Source organism: Vibrio vulnificus CMCP6, from assembly GCF_000039765.1.
Lineage (GTDB): Bacteria > Pseudomonadota > Gammaproteobacteria > Enterobacterales > Vibrionaceae > Vibrio > Vibrio vulnificus_B.
The window spans coordinates 222,964-240,878 of record NC_004460.2 but is presented as its reverse complement, the minus strand read 5'-3'; the positions used below and the strand labels follow the sequence as shown (position 1 = coordinate 240,878).

Genomic DNA, 17,915 nt, shown 5'->3' with positions numbered 1-17,915 from the left:
GAAGATTTCACACCTATCAATTGCAATAATTGAACATTGACTCGCAAGAAACTAGTGTAATAGTGCAACGGCTACACTCTTATTTTGTACCGATAACTAATTTCTGATTAATTTTATAGAACATAATAAATCGCGTTCACTACCGATAAATACTTAATTTTTAAAATATGTCACTAAATATCGCTTCAATATTGGCATAATATTTGTGCAAATTGTTTTATATATAAGAATGCCACTTACAATCTCATTCATTGGATTGACACACTTTTATGCACTTTTCGGCGTTTCATTGAAATGGCGTTTGTATTCACGGCTAAATTGTGAGGTGCTGTTGTAACCCACTAGACGTGCGGCATCATTAACACGCTTTCCCTCTAACTTGATGAGATCCCGAGCTTTATTCAGCCTTACTTTCTTGATGTATTGAATCGGAGACTCCAGCGTCACGCTACGAAAAGCGGTATGAAAGGCGGAAATACTCATGTTCGCTTTAGAGGCAAGATCTTGCACCGTCAATGGCTCCGAGTAGTCTTGGTGAACCTTATCCAGCACTTGTGCGATTCTCGAATAGTTGCCCTCAGCATGTGCCAGCTCAAACAGCACATAGCCTTTAGGGCTCAGTAACGCACGATAAACCACCTCTTCTAGTAATGATTGGCCTAGCACTTCAGTTTCAAGAGGATCACACAATCCCCGCATTAAGCGCTTGCAAGCGTTAAGCATGCTCGCTTCCATTTTCACCGACTTCAAGCCGCAGCTTTCTTCTTTGCCACTGCAAATATTTTGGTAGCCGTGCTTTTCTAGCTTCTGAACCATTTGCTGCAGCAAAACCATTGGTACATCAACAGAGATCCCCAGCAAAGGCTTATCGTCATCCGCAAACGCTTCACATTCGAGCGGCATTGGCACACCCACCACCAAATAATCATCTGCGCCATAGCACACAGCATGATCACCAATATGAATATTTTTGTAACCCTGCCCGAGTACAATAATTCCAGATTGATAAACAAATGGGTGCCGTGGATTACCTCGGCTGCTTCGATAAAAACGAACCCCAGGTATGTCGGTAGGAATGATCTCTTCGAGCTTTTCAAGGCCTTTGACATCAACGTATCGCTGCATCAGTTCTGCAAGGGTTTCCATAGCGCACACTCTCACTTTGTAGAAATAGGCATTTAATTTAGAGTTTTGAGGCTGTAAATGTCAAACTCACAGTACTATTATGCACACAACGAAAACAACTCCAATAACGATGTGAGGTTAACAATGAAGTTTACTTATTCCAACCCTACGCAAATCTTCTTTGGCCAAGGTCAGATCCAAGCGATTACTCAAGCGATTTCCCCTGAGAAAAAAGTGCTCGTCATTTATGGTGGCGGCTCAATTAAGAAAAACGGTGTGTATGATCAAATCGTGGCGGCTCTAGACGGCTATCATTGGCAAGAATTTTCCGGCGTTGAACCTAACCCAACCAAAGAAACACTGGACAAAGCAGTGGCTATCGTAAAAGAAGACAACATCGATTTTATTCTCGCTGTTGGTGGTGGCTCTGTGATCGACGGTTCTAAATACGTAGCGGCATCTGCCCATTACCACGGTGACGGCTGGGACATCCTCACCGGTAAGCATCACGTTACGTCAGCAACACCACTTGGCGCGGTGTTAACACTTCCGGCAACAGGTTCAGAGTCCAACTCTGGCGCAGTCATTACTAAGGCGGAAACCCAAGACAAACTCGCGTTCTTGAGCCCTTACGTTCAACCGATCTTTGCTGTAATGGACCCAGACGTGATGAAAACACTGCCTGAAAAACAACTACTCAATGGCATCGTTGATGCTTGGGTACACGTTTGTGAACAGTACATTACTCGCCCATCCGGTGCGATGGTGCAAGACGCCTACGCAGAAGCGTTGTTGAAAACGCTGAAAAATCTCGGTGATCGCTTTGCAGAGCGTGACAGTGATGAATGGCGCGCAAACCTGATGTGGGCAGCAAACCAAGCCCTTAACGGCTTAATTGGTTCAGGCGTCCCTCAAGACTGGGCGACGCACATGGTTGGCCACGAACTGACCGCACTTTGGGGCGTGGATCATGCTCGTTCGTTGGCGATTGTTCAGCCTTCTCTGCTTCGCAATCAAATTGAGCACAAACGCGCGAAGTTAGAGCAAATGGGCCGTGAGGTCTTTGGTTTAGAAAACGGCGAGCAGCTAGCAGAGCGTACGATTGATGCCATTGAAGCCTTCTACCACTCCCTTGATGTCTCAACAAAACTCACTGAGCATAAAGAGAGCAAAGAAGAGGCGATCGAAGCAGTGGTCACACAACTGACCAATCATGGCATGGTGGCACTGACAGAAAACCAAAGCGTGACACCAGAGCAAGTGCGTAAGATTCTTGCAGAGGCGATCGCCTGATCCCCTTCACGTCTATCACTTAAGACCAATAAAAATCCGGCATTCGTATGCCGGATTTTTTAACGCGATTTGTAGTTATCCTTATCGATATCGTGCTTTTTCATGCGCAAATAGAGCTTTTTACGTGGGATCTGCAGGTACACCGCTGCTTCCGTCACTTTTCCGGAATGCAAAAACAGCGCATCTTCAATGATCTGCTTTTCAAAATCGTCCACCAGCGTATCCAATGGTGATTGAAGCTCGTTTTGGTTCACCAGCCGCTCTTTCCCTGTCAGTTTGACAATGCCAATGGCATACAACTCTGCGACGTTTCTTAACTCACGCACATTTCCTGGCCACTGATGATTACGCAACAACGAAAGATAGCTCGAATCAACGGCCGGCATCGGTTTACCCAGTTTCTGGCAACTGTGCTTAAGAAAGTGATGGAAAATGGCGGCGATGTCATCCGGCCGATGACGTAAGCTCGGCACTTGAATAGCACCTTGATTGAGCAGATAGAACAGCTCGGGCAACAACTGATTTTCCGACATCAGCTGTTCTGGGCTGGCGTCAAACAGGGTAATCACCCGCGTTTTGCTGGCACTTCCTCGCTCTTGCGCCAACAGCAGTTGGACAAACTCTCGCTGCGTCTTTTCATTCATCGATTGAACGTTCTCAATCACCAAAGTAGCCACGCTTCCATCGAAATAGCGCGCGATAGCCTCTTTGTCGTGGTCCGTGGTGAGATACAATTCTTCCAACGTTTGATCTTTACGCGGCTGGCTCATGTCATGCAGTAGATGAGCGATGCTGTGACGGCCTGAGCCCGATTCGCCACATATCACCACATTGGTGTTGATCAAAGCAAACCTTGCGACGTGCTGACGAATTTGCTCAATTTGCGCAGATTTTCCGACGAGCGCTTTGCCAACAGACTGCGACACATTGCTCTTTTGCGCAGTGTAAGTTTGGCGCTCCTTAAGATACGATTTCACCTTAGTGAGCAACTCTGGCGGAGAAATCGGCTTTTCGAAAAACTCACAAGCGCCTTTTTTCAGTGCATCCACCGCCATCGGTATATCGCCATGCCCAGTGATGACCAGCACCGGAATGTGTTCATCAATCTCTTTGATGAGCGCCAGCAGCTCCATGCCATGCATTTGTGGCATATACATATCGAGTAAAACCACACCGGGCCAATCTTCAGTGAGATATTGGCACGCTTGCGTCGGATCGTTCACCAGTTTCGCGGTCAAACCAGAAATGGACATCAGATGCGCGTACGAGTCGAGTACATCCTGATCGTCGTCAACCAAAAGCACATCATATTGATTAATCGTCATGAGGCATCTCCAATACCACCATGGCTCCACCTTTTGCGTTGGAAGCCAAGTAAATGTTTCCGTTATATTTTTCTATGATTGATTTACAGATGTTCATACCAAGTCCGAGACCGATTTCTTTTGTAGTCGTAAATGGGGTAAAGAGGCGATCAACAATGTCCGAAGCAAACCCCTTACCGTTGTCACATACCGCAATCGCATGGTGCGTTTGCGTGGAATACAAATGGCACAGTTCAATCACTCGCTCTGCACCATTGGCTTCGCTCAATGCATCGCAACTGTTCACCATCAAGTTAATGAGTACCTGTTCGTAGGCGACCAAGCTGCCCTGCACCATCAGGGTTTTATCTAGCTGGTTGCGGATTTGAATTTGCTGCCTTTTAGCTCGCGTGTTAACGAGCAACATTGAGTGCTCTGCGACATCGTGCAGCTCTATCGATGCGGACGTTGGCTCGCCATCCGATTTCTTCGCAAAGTGGCGCAAACCATTGACGATCTTACTCATGCGCTCTTTGAGGCTTTCGATGTGCGTTAATGACGTCGCGACCTGTTCACTGTCCGCCTTCTGGTTAAATAAATTGGCGCTATAAAGATAGGTAGACATCGCATTAAGCGGCTGATTTAACTCGTGCGCCAAACTGGTCATCGCTTGCCCTACCACCGCCATTTTTGCCGCTTGAATCAGCTCGGATTGCGTTTTCTTCAAGTGCGATTCCGCTTTTTGACGCTCTTTAATTTCCAGCTTGAGCTGGCGATTTCGCTCCGTCACATCGCGGGTTTTCTCAGCCACTCTTTGCTCTAAGATGCGATTCGCCTGAATCTGTTCGGTTACGTCGGTGATGGTGATGATCACTTTTTCACAATGACCGTGAGTAAATAGACTGAACTCGCAATGTAAAAAACGCCCATAAGGATCATCAGCCAATGACATGGTGAGTTCACTTCGGCACTCGCGCATTAAGGTCGAATCGGTATCAAATTGCGCGCGTAATGCCTCAAACCAATGCTCAGGAAACGCCGACCAAATTGGCAACTCGGTAATGGCGTCGTCTAGATCCAATAAGCGTCTTGCGCTGACGTTCGCCGATTCAACCCAGCCACCCAAGCTGACCGTCATCAGACTGGCGCTGGTGTTGTTGATTAAGCTCAGGGCGTTGGTTCGCTGCATCTCTTTCACTTTGTCCCCGTATTCGATCAGCTTGGCACTTAAGCGACCAATCTCATCGTTGCCGTCAACACGAATGGGATGGTGTAAATCATCATTGATGATCGCATCAATGCTGTTACTCAAATTGGCCAAGCGCGCCACGATACGCTGATAAATGAAGTAGTACGCCAAAATCAAACTGGTGAGGATCGACACCGCAAAGCAGATGAGCAACACGCGATTGCCCACACTGACCATCTCAGTGGTGTCTTGTTTGACTTCATAGAAAGCTTTGTCTGCCGACGCAACAATGCCGCCAATTTGGTTGTGAATCGTGCCGATTTGGCGATCAATATCGCGCTGCTGCACTTCAATTCTTTCGCGGATGGAAACGTAATCGAGCAGTTGCTGGTGCAAGAAACCTTCAATTTGCAGCAAGGTTGTTAACTCACCGACTAACTGTTGGTATGCGATGGACGATGGCCATTCAAAAATGGGTTGGCTCAAACGATGAAGCTCTTCGGTACGATACTGAATCACTTTCATGCCATTATTCACATGTCCCAACTGCGTTGCGCTTACGACATCTAACGCCAATTCGTAAATCGTGGATTCGAGATCCAATACCTGTTGAATCACGTTCAGCTGTTTAAGTAACGCATCGGTTTTGGCCTGTTTCTGATTACGTGACATCTGCCAATCTATCTCTTGGCGTAAAGGCATCAGTTCGGTGCGGATGTCTTGATGAATCCAATCAAGTTGCTCTTTCAGTAGATCAATTTTTCGCTGCGCATCAATGCGTTTAGACACCAGATAACCATAGAGATCAATACTGCTCGCGAGCGAGGTGTACGACTCAGCAAGGGCACTCAGTGAGTCATGCGTGGCTTCGTCGGCGCGTTGCACGCGTTCCACAATCTGCTTGGTATCGCTTAATTGCTTACCCAAGGAAAGTAAGTGGTTGTCGAGTTGAACTTTGCTTGTTACTCGTTCGATCTGAGAGATTTTACGTCGCACTTCACTGCTTTTGCTCTCAAGCAAATAACTGGCGTTGTAGCGCGGCACGTTTTCTTCCAACAAACCGCTGACTCGCAGATCGAGCTGATTCCAAGTCATCCACGCAATGACACAAACGAGAGTCAACAGCAAGGTGCTGCCAGTAAACGCGGCGACCAGTTTTACCCCAATGGTGTTGTATCTACGCATCTATTCTTCACCCTGCTTTTTTAGCGTTTGCAAACGTTGATTTGCTGATGCTAATTGGCGATGAAGCGCGCCGCTGACACGATGGCTAAACTCCGCCATCACAGCCTGAGCATAGCCATCATCCATCATTTCTTGTTGGGAAGAGAGTGCCAGTTGCTTGCTCACTTCCAGCACCTCCGCTTCGCTCACTGGAATATCAAAGGCAAGTTGACGGATGGACTCGAGCTGCGTTAACACAGCAGGGTTATCGGCGTACGCCTTACGCAGTTGAATAATGGTTTGCCACGTGTCTTTTAGTTCAGGTAGGCGCTTGGTGATGGCCAAATCAAACAGGCGATTAGTCAGCACTTCTCTTTGCATAATTGCGCTAATGTTCAATGCCGGGTGATCACCATCTTTGCGCTCGGTATCATGCAAAGAGAATTTGGCGAAACTGTTTTTGCCTAACGACGCTTGCATTGGAGCAGAAAGCAACATCGCCATAAAATCGTCCACCAGAGGATCCGCGCTGGCGCGTTGCGTTTTGGCAATGTACGTTGGCATCAGAGTAAAATCCGATTCAAACGCAAAGCCGACATGGTCAAATTTTCGCTGGATCAGCAAAGCGTAACTGTCGATGGTTGGACCAAGACCAAATTGCCCTTTTGCAATGTAGTCGCTCACGCCAAAGCTGCGCGAAGAGATGGTCGCTAAGTTAGCGCCAATGTTAATCAAGATGCGCCAACCATCCTGCCAACCGTATCGACTTAGGATGCTTTCTACCATCATTTGCGTTGTGCCAGAGCGACTTGGGGTACTCATGGTGATGTGGCCAAAATACTGAGAACGAGTGAGATCAATAAACCGTTCAGGGATGTTCAGTTGATGCGCTTGCAAGTAATCGCGATTCCACACAATACCAGCACCCGAATAGCCGATAGTCAGTACCTGCTGCTGAGGAGGCAATACATAAGGCGACATCCAACTTGGTAGGGTTTCGTGCTGAGCAACATCGCCAAGGCGCTCACTTTCAGAAAGTTTCTGCATCAAAAACGGCGACGAGCTCAAAACTAAGTCGATATCCTGCATGTAGGTTTTGCCCAGCAGCTGGATACTGGATTCACTGCGGCGGTGAATAAAACGAACTTCTGCATCAGGGTGACGCAACTTGAACTCATCAATTAGGATGGACAACGGCTCTTGGGAAAAAGTCGTCAATACAACGATCTCTTTGTCCGTCGATGCCGCACTGGCACCAAAACAGACCAAGCTAAACAACCAACTAAACCGACCTAACACGGCAAATCGCTTTTTACTCACCATCGATAACCTTAAAAATTGTGCGTTCAATCAAAACTCTACACTTTACTGAAAATCACTTGAAACCCTGACTGAGTCACTACTGACGCAATTTTCCCTTCTTGCTAGTAATTTTATCAGCAATCGAACAGCAAACGTTATGCGGTTAGGTTCACTTTTGACTCATCGTTTAAAACAAATTGGGTCAAATGTGCCCCAAAAACGCCCTTTTGTACGGATGAACGGGCCGATTCATCATGCTCCCGACAACACATTTTTGTTGATTTACATGGAGAGCAATCATGCTTAATTTCTTTAAAACTCGTCCGGATGCGCCGTTATCAGACAGCTCCAACGAGGGAATGCTAAAGCGCTACAAGAACTACCAATGGCAGGTATTCTTAGGCCTTATTTTTGGTTACGCCGTCTTTTACGTAGTACGTATGAGTTTGGGTGTTGTGAAAAAGCCCATGCTCGATGCGGGCATCGTGACCATCGAAGAACTCGGTATCATGGGTTCGGCGTTCTTCTTCACTTACGCCTTCGGTAAGTTCTTAAACGGCTTCCTATCTGACTACGCCAACATTGGCCGCTTTATGTCGTGTTCCCTACTGGTATCGGGTGTACTCTCGGTTGTGATGGGGATGAACACCGTTGGCTTCTTCTTCGTTCTGCTTTGGGGCTTAAACGGTTGGTTCCAATCAGTGGGTTCCGCACCTTCGTGTGTATCGCTTTACCAATGGTTTTCGCCAAAACAGCGTGGTAGCCGTTACTCCATTTGGGGTGGTTCACGTAACATCGGTGAAGGTATCACTTGGATCCTAACGGCGACACTAGTGAGCTACTTCGGCTGGCGTGCAGGTTTCATTGGCGCGGGTATCGCTGCCGTAGTTGCTGCACTGATCATGCTGAAAGTACTGAAAGATCGTCCACAAACTTACGGCTTACCAGATCCAGGTACTGCATTTGGCGAAGGTACCGAAATCAAGAAAGCGAACGACCCAAAAGAAACACGTCGTGCGCAGATGTTTATCCTAAAACAACCTGTGGTATGGCTTATTGCCCTATCTTGTGCGGCAATGTACATCTCTCGCTACGCAATGTCTTCTTGGGCGGTATTGTTCCTACAAGAAACAAAAGGTTACTCACTGATTGACGCAGGTTTTGCCATGTCAATGTACCCAACAGCCGGTCTAGCGGGTGCGATTCTGTCAGGTATCCTTTCAGACAAAGTGTTCAAAGGTAACCGTAACATCCCTAACCTACTGTACGGATTGGCAAACATTGCCGGTATGTGTTTGATGTTCTTTGGCCCAGATAACCGTGTTATCGACGCAGTGGCACTGAGCATGATCGGCTTCTCTATCGGTGGTCTAGTGGTATTCCTCGCGGGTCTGATTGCTTGTGACCTGATGCCGAAAAACGCGGTTGGTGCGGTAAAAGGTTTGATCGGTCTGTGTTCTTACATTGCAGCGTCAGCTCAAGAGCTTATCTCTGCATCTCTGATCACCATCACTGAAGTCGATGGCGTAAAACACTACGACTTTGGTAACGCTCAGTACTTCTGGCTTGCCGCTGGTGTGGTATCGGTTCTACTCGCACTGACGGTATGGAATGCGAAGAAAGTGGTCGATATCGACGAAGAACAAGACAAAAAGCTACAAACACGCACAGCTTCTTAATGTTCATTGAGCAGGGGCGAAAGCTCCTGCTGTTTCTCCTACCCCTTTTTTAGTCTCGTCGTTATAGGAATTGAAGATGTGTAAAACCAAAATCGTCGCTACGCTTGGCCCAGCCAGTCAAACACGCGAAAAACTCACTCAACTCATCCAAGCGGGCGTGAATGTAGTGCGCTTAAACTTTTCGCACGGCAGCGCTGAAGAACACATTGCTCGTGCTGAAATGGTGCGTGAAATCGCACAAGAACTTAACGTCAGCGTTGGCGTACTCGTTGACCTACAAGGTCCCAAAATTCGTATCGCTTGCTTTGAGCAAGGCTCAATTCAGCTCAAAGCAGGTGATCCTTTCATTCTCGACGGCACACTCGACCGCGAAGCGGGCACGCAAGAACGCGTCGGTTTGGATTATCCAGAGCTGATCGATGACCTGCAAGTCGGCAATATTCTGCTGCTTGACGATGGTCGTATCCAGCTCGAAGTAACGGCCGTTGATACGCAAACTCGCCTAGTTAACACCATTGCATTGAACGGGGGCAAACTCTCAAACCGCAAAGGAATTAACTTACTCGGTGGTGGTCTTTCCGCCCCCGCGTTAACCGACAAAGACAAGCAAGACATTCTTACCGCGGCCGAACTAAAAGCAGATTTTCTTGCCGTGTCGTTTCCTCGTAACGCTGACGATATCGAATACGCTCGCTCCCTTGCTCTGCAAGCAGGCTGTCACGCACACATCGTCGCGAAAGTAGAACGTGCTGAAGTGGTTGCCAGCGAAGAAGCGATGGATGGTGTGATTCGTGCCTCCGACGTCATTATGGTGGCACGTGGCGATTTGGGCGTGGAAATTGGTGACGCGCGCCTGCCTGGCGTACAAAAAGCGCTGATCGCTCGTGCGAAGTACTTAGGTAAACCGGTTATCACGGCAACACAAATGATGGAATCGATGATCGAAAACCCATTGCCAACACGCGCAGAGGTTCTAGACGTTGCCAACGCAGTACTTGATGGCACGGATGCCGTGATGCTCTCTGCTGAATCAGCAGCCGGTCTCTATCCGGTTGAAGCGGTAGCGGCTATGGTTCGAATTGCACAAGGCGTCGAGCACGAAACCAGTTGTGCACAAGGCTGTTGGGATAAACTGCACCATCTGTGTAATGACGCGGGCAAGAGCTTTGCTCTTTCATCCATGATCTCAGCAACGAAAGTACACAAAGATCTGGGAGTCGCTATCGTGACTCAACATGGTGAAACGCCACTATTGATGTCGCGTTGTCAAAGCCAAGCAACCATTTGGGCGGTCTCGAACAAACCTGAATTGCTACGTAAACTGGCGATTCTGCGCGGCGTAACCCCAGTTTATCTCCCCACTTTGGACAAACGCGGTGACATTGCGCATCAACTCATCAGCCTACTGGGTGCTGATGCCAAACAGAAGCAAATCTCATCCATCATGATGACCCAGTTAGAATCCGTTGAAGGCGTGGGCGATATGAATGTCTGCCGCTTACTAAACCTAAACGAAACACCCATAACAACCGCCATTGCGGCATAACCATTTAATCACCCCCCTCCTGCTCCACAGGGATCTTGGCCTGCCTTTTCGGCAGGTCCTTTTTTTGCGTCTAGCATCCCTTATCCACTTTGCTTTTTTCGCTTCTAAAAATATTTCGCCTCAAATTTGTGACAACCCTAAATAAAATGGCATTCTGTCTCGCGTTTGGTCAAATTTTATTATGTACTAAGTTAGAAACGACCTATGATTTTTGAACGCAAATCAAATTTACGCGTTCGCGATAAACCACAGTTGTTTTGTTGCTTTACTCAGTTGATCAAAGTGTTACATTTTTCAGTAGATATTCTTTAGGGTTGTGAATATGCAGTTAATCACTCAATCAGACTACGAGCAGTACATTCGTCAAAAGGACGATGGTGATTACATAATGCTGCTAAACAACCTAACCTTTTCGAGCGTTTTTCAACCAATATTCAATCAGTTAATGCAACTTATTGGCTTTGAAGCTTTGTTGAGAATTCAAGACGAGAAACAGAATTTCATCCGGCCAGATCGTTTCTTTGCCGATCCTAATCACAGTGATGAATACATTCTTTCGGTTGAATTTCTCTCTCGTGCCATTCACATTCGCAACTTTTCTAAGCACTACACGGCGAAAGGTGTGAAGCTTTTTCTTAACGTGATGCCCAATTCTTTGATCACCATGACCAAAGACCTCGAATACGTCGACAGAAGCCTCTTATTTCGCCGACTAAAACAACTTGGTATGGCACCGTCTGATGTCACCTTTGAAGTCATTGAAGAGCTTTGCTATCAGAACGACGATTTACGCGAAGCCGTAAAAGTACTACGTTCCAAAGGTTTTCACTTTGCGATTGATGATTTTGGCGCCGGCCATTCCGATGAAAAACGCGCCGTTGAACTGACACCCGATTTGATAAAGATCGACCGCGGCTATCTATTAAGTTATTGCGCAGGGCAACAAGAAGAGTTACTCCACGCACTCAACCTTGCACAACGTATTGGTGCCAGAGTGATTGTGGAAGGGGTTGAGGAAGAAGAACAGTATCAAGCCATGCGTGAACTGGGGCTGGAATTTTATCAGGGCTATCATTTTGGTCGCCCTGAGAAGATCGACTACTGGGCAGCGCAGCCTATCTCCTTAGCGGTTGACGATGATCATCGCTAGATGCAAGAAGCCCAAGATCCAAAAAAAGCCGCGATTGCGGCTTTTTTCGTTTAGCTACTGACCCGACAAGGTTAGAAGAAATCGATCGAATTGCGGCCACTCTTCGGATCGCGCGTCGCTTGAGGCTTTTCTGCTTTCTGGCCTTTCTTCGCTGACTGTGACAAGGCTTCTTTCTGCGCTTTCCGCTCTTTATGTGCGGCTTTTCGCCCAGTTGATTTTGGACCTGTGCCTTTGGGTTTGGCATTTTTGCTTTGGCGAGATTTCTCTTTACGCGCAGCTTGGGCTTGTTTTTGCGTTTTCTTCTCGGCTTTCTCTTGCTCGGTTTCAGGTTCGGTAACAGGCGCATCACACACGACCACATAGTACTCTTGGTTGAATTCAAAGAAATCACCATCGTACATTTTACGACGTTTGCGGGTTTCGAGTTCGCCATTCACGGCCACATAACCTTCAGCAATCACGTGTTTTGCTTCGCCACCACCACTGACTAGATTGGCGATCTTAAATACTTTGTAGAGTTCGATAGGCTGAACGGAAACTTCGACGCCAATGGCTTCAATTTCAATTTCTTCACCAAACTGCTCTTCTTCGTATTCGTGATCTTGGCTTAGGTGTTCTTGGCTCATGGGGGTACCTCGCAAAAAATTTGCCGCAGTTTAAACCCTCAAACCACAAATAGAAATAACTATTACGATTTCTTCAGCAAGGATTTTTACCCGTTAAGGCCAAGTAAGCTAAAGTTATAGAACGGTAAGAGCAAATGGTTGTGGTATGGAAATCAGCACAAAAGCGAAAATCACCTTGGTCAGTGTACTCTACCTAAATGCTGCTCACCTTATGGCCAGCGAGGAAGTCATTCCCGTCACCATTTACAGCGACGATGCCTATCCCCCATACAGCTACCAAATCCAAGGGAATGCCGTTGGCATCTATCCTGATATTCTCAGACACGTTTTTGATCAGATGCCTCAATATCGTGTAACCATCAAACCCGTGCCTTTTGTGCGCGGTTTACGACTGTTGGAAACCGGGAAAGGCTTTGCCCTTTTTCCGCCCTACTATTATGAGAATCGACGCCCTTATATTCACCCTTACTCTAAGCCGATTCTCAAAGAACAAGTGGTGGTTTACTGTCACAACGAAGTGATGTTAAAAAACATCGCTGAGTTAGCCAAATGGCCAGAAGACTTTTATGGGTTGACCATAGGCATAAACGTCGCATTTTCTATTGGAGGTGATGCGTTTTGGATGGCCGCGCATGATGGCAAACTCAAGATCGAAGAAGCCAAAGACAATCAAGAAAACATCTTGAAAATGCGCGCTAAGCGCGTCGATTGCTATATCAATGATCGCCTTTCGATCGCGTGGGAAATTAAACGCCTAAAAGACGTAGGGCGCATCGACCACTCGGAGTATTTCCCACTGGCGGCCTATGTCAGCGAAGAGTATGGTTATTTGGGCTACAGCGCCTACGCTGAGCGATTTCCTTTCAAAGAACCTTTTACCACACAGTTCGACCAAATATTGCAACGTCTTCAAGGTTCGGGCATTGTGGAGCAAGTCATCAGCAGTTACGTCGACTAGGAATTCCACATTTTGATTACCATTGCCAGTTGCAACCTATTTAACTTTCTTGCTCCTCCTGGAGCCTATTACGAGTTCAGTAACATTCTCACTGACAACGAGTGGAACAAGAAAACCACTTGGCTCACACAGCAGTTACGAGCAATGAACGCAGATGTGGTTGCCTTTCAAGAAGTGTTCAGTCCAGACGCGCTCAACACTCTGACTAGCGACTTGGGCTACCCATATTTTGTCTGCCTAGATAAGCCTCATGTCACCGACGAGTTTATCTATTCCAAACCCGTCTTGGCGATAGCTTCTCGTTGGCCAGTGATTGAAAGCCGTTTGGTTCGCTTTAAGGATTGCTTTGGGGATTATTCTGAAAATAGTGACAGCGTCACTGATAATAAAGAATTTAGTCGACTGCCCCTGCATGCGGTTATTGAATTGCCGATCATTGGACTATGCGATGTCATCACTCTGCACCTTAAATCACAACGCCCAACCCGATGGCAAACGCAGCAGATCGACCAAGCAGATAATACGCCACCTTCTGATCCAGTTGGTAGTTGGTTGTCCACCGTGCAACGTGGTTGGGAAGCCGTGCTGCTCAGCCAATACATCAAGAAAATTTACGCCAGCCATGCTCGTCCGATGGTGATTATGGGCGATTTTAACGCCAACATAAACAGCACCGAACTTAAGCCGTTTGTTGATGAAAGCAATACTCCCTTATTGAAAGACGTGCGTGATTGGCTACGCGAACAGCCTATTTTCACCGATGAAGCGCAAAAGGCGACTCACTATCATGGCAGCCAAGGTTTGATTCTCGATTATCTGCTGCTCTCTGAAGAATTTGCTCAACAAAACGCGCAGCAAAGGGGCAAAATCACACATCTTGTCGTTTGGGATAAACATCTGGTCAACCCCAGTTTTGAGGTTGACCAATTTGCCAGTGACCATGCGTTTGTTGCTGTTACGATCGATGCGTTGGACGCCTAATCACTAGCTTGCCTCGCGATAAGATTTAAAAGCGACGCACAATTTTACGTGGGATCAATTCAACGCCCGGTTTGTAGCGTTTCGCTGAGGCATTGAGTGCCAACTCCAGCGCGCTGTCGGCGATCAATTCAAATTGCTGCGGCAGTGAGTTCACTTTAAACGGTAAGAAATCCAGTAAGCGGTTATCACCGAATGTGGCCAGTTTGACTTTATTGACCAGTTCCGGCTGCTCCAATAGCACATCCAACACCCCTTCTAATAAGGTGTACGAGGTGGTCACAATCGCATCTGGAATGGTGTCTGCCAACAGCCACTCGTGCATAATGCGGTAGCCCTCTTCGCGATAAAAGTGCTCACCGTAGCCCGATTGTGCCTGTTTGCCCATTTTCTTCACTGCAGAGAGATAACCTTGGTGGCGCTCACGTGAAATATTCAACTCGGGCAGAGCGCCAATCAACCCCACAGTTTGAATCTCTTCACTCATTAAAGACGATGTCAGCTCAAACGCCGCACCAAAATCTTCGCTGACCACACAACTAAAGAATTCGTCGTCTAACGGACGGTCTAGTGCAATCACGGGTGTGCCTGACTTTTGCATCGCCAGATAAAATTCATTAGCATCCGCCATACTGGTTGCAACAAACAGCGCATCAATGCGTCGGCTCACTAAAGCATCGGCGACCTTGCGCTCTGTTTCAGGATCATCATCAGAACAGGCAATCAGGATTTGATACCCCGCTTTACGTGAATTTTGTTCAAGCAACTTAGCAAGGCGTGCGTAACTGGTGTTTTCTAAATCCGGAATGATCAAACCAAACGAGCGCGAGTTTCCTGCTCGAAGTGACGATGCTGCGTGATCGGGACGAAAATTGTATTCCTCCACCACCGCCATCACTTTCATCTGCGTTTTTTCGCTGATGCGGTATTTTTTCGCCTTACCATTGATCACATAACTTGCCGTTGTTTTCGAAACACCTGCCAACTTGGCTATTTCATCCAGTGTCATATTACCTACCCTAATCTGTGCGCCTGATCATAGATTCGAATTCCAGATCTTCGCGTCTGTTGAATTATACGCTGAATCGATTCAGTATAAAAGCTGAAAGGATTCAGCAAAATCTGCAAATAGACATACATCACCTAATTGAATGATTTTGTCGAATTGAACAGCATTCTCGGTATTGAACTCGTTGGCCGTGTCCACGTTGTAAATAAAAGTGCCGTTTGCTGAATTTTTTTAAACCAATTGCTGAATCGGTTCAGCTTAAGTTAAGCAAAAGTTAAGCAACGCTGTGAAAGTGCTTAACGCTCCAAATCTAAGGGTGTGCTTTTAACCAAAGGCGCTTTTAGGCAAAGACAGTCTGTTAAGCAAAGCAGACTTCTTAAACAAAGAAGACCTCTCACACCGTAGAGAAACAGGTTGAACCGAGAGAAATGACGACGCGATACGCTAAGAAGGCAACATGCTCAAATTAACTTCATCAGATATTACGCTCCAGCAGAGCGCCGACAACAAACTTGATGCGATCAAAAGCATCGCTGCCGCTCTCACCGCAAAAGGATTGGTTGAGCAAGGTTACGTTGAAGGCATGCTCAACCGTGAAGCGCAAAACTCCACATTTTTGGGTAATGGCATTGCCATCCCTCATGGCACGACCGACACGCGCGATTTGGTGCAAAACACCGGGGTGGCCGTACATCACTTTCCTCACGGCGTTGATTGGGGCGATGGCAACAAGGTTTATCTTGCTATTGGTATCGCGGCGAAATCCGACGAACACTTAGGCATTCTCAAGCAACTGACTAAAGTGCTCAGTGCAGACGGCGTAGAAACGCGTTTGCAGCACGCCACAACGGAACAAGAGATCATTGCTTTGTTGAATGGCGAAGTTCAACTTGAAGCCGACTTTGATGCCGCCAGCATCCAGCTGCTCTTCCCTGCCAGCGACATGATCCAAATGAGCGCGGTTGCCGGAGGTTTGATCAAAAACAGCGGCAATGCAGGCAGCCAATTTGTGGCAGAGCTCGTGACCAAAACCCCAACGCATCTTGGCAAAGGTTTGTGGCTAGTTGGGAGCGATGCCAGCGTCACTCGTACTGCCGTGTCGTTTGTGACGACTGCGAACGATTGTGAGTATCAAGGCACACCCGTAAAAGGCTTACTGGCATTTGGCGCTTGCAACAACGCGCACCAAGCGATACTCACCAACCTAACTCAACTGGTTTATCAAGGTAAACAAGAGACATTACTCAGCGCGAATGCCGAACAAGTGATTGCCATGCTGACTGGTGAAAGCGTTGCAAATACCTCTCAAGAGCCAGCAACGTCCGAGAATACCGCGGTATTTAAAATCAAAAACGCACACGGTCTGCATGCGCGCCCTGGTGCCATGTTAGTGGCAGAAGCGAAGAAATTTGAATCCACCATCAAAGTGGCAAACTTAGATGGCGACCGCTCAGTAGTCAACGCGAAAAGCTTAATGAAAGTAATCGCGCTTGGCGTGAAACACGGTCACCAACTGCAATTTACCGCGGAAGGCCCAGATGCTTCTCAAGCACTTGAAGCAATTGGCGCAGCGATCGCCTCTGGTCTTGGTGAAGGTTAAGGTGCTGCTATGACCACTCAAATGACCAACAAAGTTGTCACTATTACGCTGAACCCCGCGCTGGATCTAACAGGATCGCTAGAGCAATTAAACATTGGCTCAGTCAGCCTTGTGAATCACAGCAGCTTGCACGCGGCTGGTAAAGGGGTAAACGTAGCGAAGGTGTTGAGCGATCTCGGTGCACAAGTCACTGTGACGGGGTTTCTTGGCAAAGATAACCCTGAAATGTTTAGCCAACTGTTTGCCGATATCGCTGCAAGCGATCAGTTTGTGCGCGTGGAAGGCGCAACGCGCATCAACGTCAAATTGGTCGAAGCCGATGGCCGAGTCAACGACATCAACTTCCCTGGCGTCACGGTGAACGAACAAAACATCGTTGAGTTTGAGCAGCGCTTAACTCGCCTGATGACGGATCACGATTACTTTGTGTTTGCCGGCAGCCTACCTCAAGGTGTGACGCCAGAGCAGTGCGCAAAGTGGATAGCGTTACTGCAAAATGCAGGCAAGAAAGTGCTGTTTGACAGCAGCCGAGCTGCACTAAAAGCAGGACTCGACGCCGCACCTTGGCTAATTAAACCCAATGACGAAGAACTCAGCGAGTTCGTGGGAAAAGCACTGCACAGCGCTGACGAATGCCAGCATGCCGCACAGAGCCTTGCCAACAAAGGCATCGCCAACATCGTTGTCTCTATGGGGGCGGACGGTGTGATGTGGCTTCATGACGGTCAATGGCTACGCGCCATGCCACCAAGAATGTCGGTGGTGAGCACCGTTGGCGCAGGCGACACCTTAGTGGCTGGCTTATGCTGGGGCCACATGCAACAAATGCCAAAAATGGATTTACTGAAATTTGCCACTGCACTGTCCGCGATGGCGGTCACGCAGGTTGGCGTGGGATTAACCAGCCAGCAAGAGCTGGAAAGCATACAACAAAGAACGCAAGTTCAATCGCTTGACGACGTGCAGAACTCTGCTAGTGCAAGCTAAGAGAC

General features: G+C 47.6%; 14 protein-coding genes. 8 read left to right on the top strand and 6 right to left on the bottom strand.

Features of this window, described 5'->3' with window-relative positions; translation table 11 throughout:
- Window positions 1-267: 267 nt before the first annotated feature.
- Window positions 268-1,146, bottom strand: a complete 879-nt coding sequence (locus VV1_RS16195; protein WP_011081191.1) for an AraC family transcriptional regulator — start codon at window positions 1,144-1,146, stop codon at window positions 268-270.
- A 123-nt stretch (window positions 1,147-1,269) separates the two neighbouring features.
- Between VV1_RS16195 and VV1_RS16190 the strand changes: the two genes are divergently transcribed.
- Window positions 1,270-2,418: an iron-containing alcohol dehydrogenase gene (locus tag VV1_RS16190; RefSeq protein ID WP_011081190.1), complete on the top strand. Its 1,149-nt coding sequence runs from the start codon at window positions 1,270-1,272 to the stop codon at window positions 2,416-2,418.
- A 59-nt stretch (window positions 2,419-2,477) separates the two neighbouring features.
- Here VV1_RS16190 and VV1_RS16185 read toward each other — a convergent pair whose 3' ends face one another.
- The 3 genes from VV1_RS16185 to VV1_RS16175 are packed head-to-tail and all read right to left on the bottom strand — an operon-like array spanning window position 2,478 to window position 7,398.
- Window positions 2,478-3,743, bottom strand: coding sequence for a sigma-54-dependent transcriptional regulator (locus tag VV1_RS16185; RefSeq protein WP_011081189.1), 1,266 nt, complete (start codon window positions 3,741-3,743; stop codon window positions 2,478-2,480).
- Window positions 3,733-6,096 carry an ATP-binding protein gene (locus tag VV1_RS16180; RefSeq protein WP_011081188.1) on the bottom strand — a complete coding sequence of 788 codons (2,364 nt, stop codon included), beginning with the start codon at window positions 6,094-6,096 and terminating at the stop codon, window positions 3,733-3,735. Before VV1_RS16180 ends, VV1_RS16185 begins: the two co-directional genes overlap by 11 nt.
- Entirely contained in the window at window positions 6,097-7,398 is a 1,302-nt protein-coding gene (locus VV1_RS16175; RefSeq protein WP_011081187.1) for an ABC transporter substrate-binding protein, read from the bottom strand. It lies immediately after the preceding gene.
- Between the two features lie 278 nt (window positions 7,399-7,676).
- Between VV1_RS16175 and VV1_RS16170 the strand changes: the two genes are divergently transcribed.
- The 3 genes from VV1_RS16170 (at window position 7,677) to VV1_RS16160 (ending at window position 11,752) form a co-directional block, all read left to right on the top strand.
- Window positions 7,677-9,056, top strand: a complete 1,380-nt coding sequence (locus tag VV1_RS16170) for an MFS transporter (RefSeq protein ID WP_011081186.1) — start codon at window positions 7,677-7,679, stop codon at window positions 9,054-9,056.
- A 76-nt stretch (window positions 9,057-9,132) separates the two neighbouring features.
- Complete coding sequence (pyk, locus tag VV1_RS16165) at window positions 9,133-10,602, top strand: pyruvate kinase (protein WP_011081185.1); 1,470 nt, start codon at window positions 9,133-9,135, stop codon at window positions 10,600-10,602.
- 322 nt (window positions 10,603-10,924) lie between these two features.
- On the top strand, window positions 10,925-11,752 hold the full coding sequence (locus tag VV1_RS16160; protein WP_011081184.1) for an EAL domain-containing protein: 828 nt from the start codon (window positions 10,925-10,927) through the stop codon (window positions 11,750-11,752).
- 71 nt (window positions 11,753-11,823) lie between these two features.
- Here VV1_RS16160 and VV1_RS16155 read toward each other — a convergent pair whose 3' ends face one another.
- Window positions 11,824-12,378 (bottom strand): RNA-binding S4 domain-containing protein, encoded by a 555-nt coding sequence (locus VV1_RS16155; RefSeq protein ID WP_011081183.1) that lies wholly within the window; start codon window positions 12,376-12,378, stop codon window positions 11,824-11,826.
- Between the two features lie 145 nt (window positions 12,379-12,523).
- Here VV1_RS16155 and VV1_RS16150 point away from each other — a divergent pair, with 145 nt between their 5' ends.
- Window positions 12,524-13,336, top strand: coding sequence for a substrate-binding periplasmic protein (locus VV1_RS16150; RefSeq protein WP_011081182.1), 813 nt, complete (start codon window positions 12,524-12,526; stop codon window positions 13,334-13,336).
- A gap of 12 nt (window positions 13,337-13,348) precedes the next feature.
- On the top strand, window positions 13,349-14,317 hold the full coding sequence (locus tag VV1_RS16145) for an endonuclease/exonuclease/phosphatase family protein (RefSeq protein ID WP_011081181.1): 969 nt from the start codon (window positions 13,349-13,351) through the stop codon (window positions 14,315-14,317).
- A gap of 25 nt (window positions 14,318-14,342) precedes the next feature.
- On the opposite strand, the gene cra is transcribed toward VV1_RS16145, so the two are convergent.
- On the bottom strand, window positions 14,343-15,323 hold the full coding sequence (gene cra / locus VV1_RS16140; protein WP_011081180.1) for a catabolite repressor/activator: 981 nt from the start codon (window positions 15,321-15,323) through the stop codon (window positions 14,343-14,345).
- Window positions 15,324-15,780: 457 nt separating this feature from the next.
- Between cra and fruB the strand changes: the two genes are divergently transcribed.
- Entirely contained in the window at window positions 15,781-16,923 is a 1,143-nt protein-coding gene (gene fruB, locus VV1_RS16135) for a fused PTS fructose transporter subunit IIA/HPr protein (RefSeq protein ID WP_011081179.1), read from the top strand.
- Between the two features lie 9 nt (window positions 16,924-16,932).
- The gene (gene pfkB, locus VV1_RS16130; RefSeq protein WP_011081178.1) at window positions 16,933-17,910 is read left to right on the top strand and encodes a 1-phosphofructokinase; all 978 of its coding nucleotides are present in this window, start codon (window positions 16,933-16,935) and stop codon (window positions 17,908-17,910) included.
- Window positions 17,911-17,915: the final 5 nt, after the last annotated feature.